This window comes from Parolsenella sp. (assembly GCF_982402205.1).
On the sequence record NZ_CEVYAT010000118.1, the window covers coordinates 1 to 5,117 of the forward strand.

Sequence of the window (5,117 nt, forward strand, 5' to 3'; positions counted from 1 at the left end):
CTCGTGGCCCCCGCCACTGCCAACGCCATCGCCAAGATGGCCCACGGCATCGCGGACGACGCGGTGAGCACCACACTGCTCGCCTGCCCCTGCCCGGTCGTCGTGGCCCCCGCGATGAACGTCCACATGTGGCAGAACCTCGCCACCGTGGCCAACGTCGAGACGCTCAAGGCGCGCAACTACCTCATCGTAGGTCCCGAGAGCGGACGGCTCGCCTGCGGCGAGACCGGTGCCGGCAAGCTCGCCTCGCCCGAGCAGATCGTCTCGGCCGCCCTCTACCGCCTGCGCGCCCGCGGCGACCTCGCCGGCCGCAGGATCGTCATCACCGCCGGCCCCACGCACGAACCGGTCGACCCGGTACGCTACCTCTCCAACGCCTCGAGCGGCAAGATGGGCTACGCCATCGCCGCGGCCGCTGCTGCCCACGGCGCGCACGTGACGCTCGTCTCGGGCCCGGTGTCGCTGCCCGAGCCCGCGGGCGTGGGCGTCATCCACGTCACGACGGCCTCCGAGATGCTCGACGCCACGCAGGACGCCTTCGCCACGGCAGACGCCGCGATCCTCGCCGCCGCCGTGTCGGACTACCGCCCCGACAAGGCCGCGGACCACAAGCTCAAGAAGGCCGCGGAGCCGCTCGACAAGATAGAGCTTGCCGAGAACCCCGACATCCTCGCCACGATTTCTGCCGACCGTGGCGACCGCATCGTCGTGGGCTTTGCTGCCGAGACCGACAACCTGCTGCAGAACGCCCGCGAGAAGCTCGCGCGAAAGGGCTGCGACCTCATCGTCGCCAACGACGTCTCGCGCGAGGACTCCACCTTTGGCGCCGACACCAACTGCGTGACGATCGTCTCGCCCCATGACGAGGAGACCCTCGACTGCATGCCCAAGGAGCAGGTCGCCGAGGCCATCATCGAGCGCGTGCACGACCTGCTCGAGCCCGACGACGACTACCTCGCCCCGAGCTCGCCCGACGCCACGCTGCTCATGCCCAAGGCGGGCGCATAGCCGTGCTGAGCGTAGGCTGCCACATCTCGAGCGCGGGAGGCTTCGAGGCCATGGGCGAGCGCGCCCTTGACCTCGGTGCAACGACGTTTGCCTACTTCACGCGCAACCCGCGCGGGGGCTCCGCCAAGAAGGCCGACCCCGAAGACGCAGGCAAGCTCGTCTCGCTCATGGCGGAGCACGGCTTTGGCAGGATCGTGGCGCACGCACCGTACACGATGAACCTTTGCGCGGCCAAGCCAGACGTGCGCGCCTTCGCGCGCGAGGCCATGGCGGCAGACCTGCGGACGATGGAGCTCGTGCCGGGCAACTACTACAACTTCCACCCCGGCTCCCACGTGGGCCAGGGCGCAGACATCGGCATCGAGCTCATCGCGCAGGGCCTCAACGAGGCGCTTGAGCCCGGCCAGCACACCACCGTGCTGCTCGAGACCATGGCCGGCAAGGGCACCGAGGTGGGCCGCAGCTTCGAGGAGCTCGCGCAGATCCTCGAGCTCGTCGACCACGACGAGCTCATGGGCGTGTGCCTCGACACCTGCCACGTGAGCGATGCGGGCTACGACATCTCCGCAGACCTCGACGCGGTGCTCGACGAGTTCGACCGCGTGCTGGGTATCGAGAGCCTGCGGGCCCTGCACCTCAACGACTCCAAGAACCCGGTGGGCGCGCACAAGGACCGCCACGAGCGCCTGGGCCAGGGTCACCTGGGCCTTGGCTGCTTTGCGGCCATCGTCACCAACGAACGCACCCGCGACCTGCCGCTCGTCCTCGAGACCCCCAACGAGGCGCCTGGGTACGCGGCAGAGATCGAGGCCCTGCGCCGCCTGGCCACGGGCGAGGACGTGGCCGAGGTCGAGGCTAGGCTCACCAGCACGAGAGACACTGACAGGTAGGGAAGTACTTCGTGGGAATTCTCATAGGATGCGAGCACCTCAGCCACGAGTGGCCCGGCAAGCCCGTGCTCGACGACGTCACGATTGGCGTCAACGAGGGCGACCGCATTGGCATCGTGGGCAAGAACGGCGACGGCAAGTCGACGTTGCTGCAGCTCATCGGCCACAGGCTCGAGGTCGAGCAGGGGAGCGTCACCTGGCGCAGCAACATCTCGGTGGGCATGCTCGGCCAGTCCGACGACCTCGACGACGACCGCCCCGTGAGCTATGCCGTCGTGGGCGACACGCCCGAGTACGAGTGGGCCTCGAACCCCGAGACCCGCCGCATCATCGCAGAGCTCATCGGAGACGTCGACTGGAACGCCAACGTGGGCACGCTCTCGGGCGGCCAGCGTCGCCGCGTCGACCTCGCCCGCCTGCTCATCGGCACCTACGACGTACTGCTGCTCGATGAGCCCACCAACCACCTCGACATGGGCGCCATCACCTGGCTCGCCGCCCACCTGCGCCACCGCTGGGCGGCAGGGACGGGCGCCATGCTCGTCATCACCCACGACCGCTGGTTCCTCGACGAGACGTGCGAGAGCATGTGGGAGGTCCACGACCGCGTGGTCGAGCCTTTCGAGGGCGGCTACTCGGCCTACATCCAGCAGCGCGCCGAGCGTGAGCGCATGGCAGCCGCAAGCGAGGAGCGCAGGCAGAACATCCTGCGCAAGGAGCTCGCATGGCTGTCCCGCGGCGCCCAGGCGCGCAGCAGCAAGCCGAAGTTTCGCATCGAGGCGGCCCGCGCCCTCGTGGCCGACGTCCCGCCCATGAGAAACCCGCTCGAGCTCAAGCGCCTCGCCGTGAGCCGCCTGGGCAAGCAGGTCTTCGAGCTCAAGCAGGCCACTGTGGCCTATGACGGGCGCGTCGTGCTCGACCACCTCGACTGGCTCATCGGGCCGGGGGACCGTTACGGCATCCTGGGCGAGAACGGCGCCGGCAAGACGACGTTGCTGCGCCTGCTCGACGGCAAGCTCGCCCCCACGAGCGGCCGCGTGAAGATCGGCAAGTCGGTGAAGCTCGGCATCCTGTCGCAGCACATCGACCTGCTCGCCAACAAGCTCGACTGGCGCGTCCGCGAGCTTCTGGGCACCTACAAGCGCAGCTACATTATCAGCGGCAAGGAGTACACGCCTACCAAGCTCCTCGAGAGTCTCGGGTTCGACAAGAACGAGCTCGACACGCCCATCGCGGATCTCTCGGGCGGCCAGTCGAGGCGCCTCGCGCTCATGTGCGTGCTGCTCGACGAGCCCAACGTCCTTATCCTCGACGAGCCCGGCAACGACCTCGACACCGACATGCTCGCCGTCATGGAGGACCTGCTCGACACCTGGCCGGGAACCCTGCTGCTCGTGAGCCACGACCGCTACCTCATGGAGCGCGTGACCGACGACCAGTACGCCCTCATCGACGGCCAGCTGCGCCACTGCCCGGGTGGTGTCGACGAGTACCTGCGCCTCATTGGAAGCACCCACGGTGACGGCCGCGTCAAGGGCAAGGGGCCCGCGCCCAAGGCTCCCATCACGGCCCCCGCTCAGGCAGGTCGGGAGGCGCCAGCCGTGCAGGCGGTGAGCGGCCTGTCGAGCGCCGAGGAATGGCGCCTCAAGAAGCAGCTCGCAAGCATCGAGCGCAAGATGGAGACCCAGCGCGGCCGCATCGCGGAGCTCGAGGAGGCCATGGAGCAGGTCGACCAGACCGACTACGTGGCGCTCGAGAAGGCCCAGGCCAACGTCGACGCGGCAAAGGCCCAGCTCGACGAGCTCGAGGGCGAGTGGCTGGAGCTCGAGGAGACGCTCGAGAGGTAGCGCCGCGCTGCACCGAGCCCTCGGTTTCGGTAGAATTATGTAAACCTACGCTCACGCGCGCGCCCGTCAGGGCGGGAATGGAGAGACCATGGCCGCAACGTGCCAGATCATGTGCGACTCGACCTGCGACTTCACCGCCGAACAGGCCGAGCGCGAGAACATCCGCATCCTGCCGTTCCACTACGTCGAGGCGGGCAAGCCCGACGGGGGACTCTCGGGCGACGACGACCTCTTCCAGAGCCGCAGCGCCCACGAGTTCTACGACGCCATCCGCCGCGGCGCTATGCCCATGACGTCGCAGCCCTCGCAGCTCGAGTACGACGAGGCCTTCCAGGCTGCCTACGAGAGCGGCGTGCCCACGGTCATGTTCTGCATCTCGAGCGGCCTCTCGGGCGGCTACCAGGGCGCCTGCGCCTCGCTCGAGCGCCTCAAGGAGGCGCACCCTAACGAGGAGGTGCGCATCTACGTCATCGACTCGCTGATTGCCTCGACCTCGCTCGCGCTTCTTCTCGAGGAGGCCTGTCGCCAGCGCGACGCCGGGCTCAACGCCGAGCAGCTCGTGATGTGGGCCGAGGAGGCGCGCTACCACGTGCACACGATCTTCATGGTCGACAACCTTGACGCGCTGCATCGCGGCGGCAGGCTCCCCAAGGGCGTGGCCGTCATCGGAGACGCGCTCGACGTCAAGGCACTGCCGCACTTCAACCTCGACGGCACGCTGGGCATCCGCGGCGTGGCGCGCGGACGCAAGAAGGGCATTCGCAAGATCGTCGACTTCTTCGAGAAGACCCGCGAGCTCGAGCCCTATGGCCACGTCGTCGCCGTGGGCGACGCCGACGCGCCCGACGACGGCTATGCCGTAGCCTCCGTGCTGCGCGAGTTCGACCCCGAGCTCGCCGTCTCGCGCCCCACGATCGGCCCGACCATCGGCTCGCACGTGGGTCCCGGCATGGTCAGCTGTTGCTTCTGGGGCCACGACCGCAGGAGCGACAAGCAGATCTCGAAGGTCAAGGGTGTAACGCGGGGCTAGACTCGTCCTCTACGTCATGCGACCGCACGGTTTTCTTGCCTTCTAGCTCGCGTTTTGCACGCAATGCGGGATCCGGGGAGAAATTGATTCAAATTTCTTCTTGCACGAGCATCTGAGAGCTGTTATTCTCTTTCTTGCTGCAAGCGAGCAGCACAGACGGGTGGTGGCGCAGTTTGGTAGCGCACTTGACTGGGGGTCAAGGGGTCGCTGGTTCGAATCCAGTCCACCCGACCAGAACTTAAGAGGCCAGGACTTCAGTCCTGGCCTTTTTTCGTAACTATGCACCTATGCTATTCTCGGGTGCGAAAATTACGATACAAGGGGCGAGCACATGCTCAAGCT

The 5,117-nt window shown here is 67.4% G+C and carries 4 protein-coding genes and 1 tRNA gene; all 5 read left to right on the forward strand.

Annotated features, from left to right (window positions below; all coding sequences use genetic code 11):
• Positions 1 to 1,008 (forward strand): bifunctional phosphopantothenoylcysteine decarboxylase/phosphopantothenate--cysteine ligase CoaBC (coaBC, locus tag AC1VTH_RS06510; protein WP_481335358.1); only part of this gene is annotated, 1,008 nt, incomplete at its 5' end.
• A gap of 2 nt (positions 1,009 to 1,010) precedes the next feature.
• Positions 1,011 to 1,898 carry a deoxyribonuclease IV gene (locus AC1VTH_RS06515; RefSeq protein ID WP_481335359.1) on the forward strand — a complete coding sequence of 296 codons (888 nt, stop codon included), beginning with the start codon at positions 1,011 to 1,013 and terminating at the stop codon, positions 1,896 to 1,898.
• Between the two features lie 11 nt (positions 1,899 to 1,909).
• Positions 1,910 to 3,745, forward strand: a complete 1,836-nt coding sequence (locus tag AC1VTH_RS06520; protein WP_481335360.1) for an ABC-F family ATP-binding cassette domain-containing protein — start codon at positions 1,910 to 1,912, stop codon at positions 3,743 to 3,745.
• An 88-nt stretch (positions 3,746 to 3,833) separates the two neighbouring features.
• Complete coding sequence (locus AC1VTH_RS06525) at positions 3,834 to 4,775, forward strand: DegV family protein (RefSeq protein ID WP_481335361.1); 942 nt, start codon at positions 3,834 to 3,836, stop codon at positions 4,773 to 4,775.
• A 157-nt stretch (positions 4,776 to 4,932) separates the two neighbouring features.
• A tRNA-Pro gene (locus tag AC1VTH_RS06530) sits at positions 4,933 to 5,009 on the forward strand.
• The last annotated feature ends 108 nt before the right edge of the window (positions 5,010 to 5,117 follow it).

What these genes read in the sequence shown, in the direction of transcription:
- AC1VTH_RS06525 (WP_481335361.1), top strand. Translation starts at nt 3,834, where the DNA reads ATGGCCGCAACGTGCCAGATCATGTGCGACTCGACCTGCGACTTCACC.